This is a genomic window from Sunxiuqinia dokdonensis, assembly GCF_001270965.1.
Lineage (GTDB): Bacteria > Bacteroidota > Bacteroidia > Bacteroidales > Prolixibacteraceae > Sunxiuqinia > Sunxiuqinia dokdonensis.
The window spans coordinates 1-892 of the sequence record NZ_LGIA01000117.1 but is presented as its reverse complement, the minus strand read 5'-3'; the positions used below and the strand labels follow the sequence as shown (position 1 = coordinate 892).

At 45.9% G+C, this 892-nt stretch carries 2 protein-coding genes; both read right to left on the bottom strand.

Annotated elements, in window-relative coordinates:
* The coding region (locus tag NC99_RS07645) for a BT_3928 family protein (protein ID WP_157624646.1) at nt 1–690 on the bottom strand (690 nt) is incomplete at its 3' end.
* Nucleotides 691–695: 5 nt separating this feature from the next.
* The coding region (locus NC99_RS07640) for a DUF1599 domain-containing protein (protein WP_157624644.1) at nt 696–892 on the bottom strand (197 nt) is incomplete at its 5' end.

Here is an 892-nt window from a genome sequence, read left to right as displayed (position 1 = left end):
TTCCCAGTTCAGGGTGTCTTGCCAGGGGTAGTTTTCCTGGTTAAACTGCTTCACTTCGCCGGTGTTTTTATTCTTATAGTGAAAGGTATTTTCATAAACATCTTGCGGTGCGTCATCCGGAACTTTCATTCCCTCAGGAATATTCACCCCGATTTTGTACGGACGAAAATCCATGATGGGCAGGTGATTGTAGGAGTAGTCAACCAGGTAGGCATAAACCAGCACGGTGGCACCGGCCATTATCGTGGCAATTAAAGGAAAATTGGCTGGCTTGTATTTTTTTCGATAAAAGAACACGACCGCTGCGAAAGCGAAAAAGACAATGTTTTTCGAGAAGGTTTCCCAGTTGGTCAGGATCAGCGCATCGCCAAAACACCCGCAATCGGTCACCGGATTCTGGATGGCAACAATAAGCGTCAGCACGGTAAAAAATGCCATCATGATGAGGCTCAAGAGCGAAAAAAACGAGATAAACACATTGAGCACCAGCGCCACACCAATAATAAACTCGGCTGCCGACAGCAAGATTCCAAGCGGAAAAGCCAGCGAAGTTAGCGACTCCATTCCCCAGGCGTTAAAGTAATCGGTAAACTTGTACGCCATTCCCCAGGGATCGATCCCTTTCACAAAACCCGAAAAAATAAAAACCAGCCCCAATAGGACGCGTGCGATGTGCCAAAACGTTTTCATTATATCTATGCTTTAAATTCAAGCTTTATTAACGCAAAAACAGCGTAATTGATCATGTCGAGGTAATTGGCGTCGATGCCTTCGGAGATAATGGTCTGGCCTGCATGATCTTCGATTTGTTTGGTTCGCTTGATTTTCATTAAGATCAGGTCGGTAATGGAGCTGATTCGCATCTGCCGCCAGGCTTCATCGTAGTCGTGGT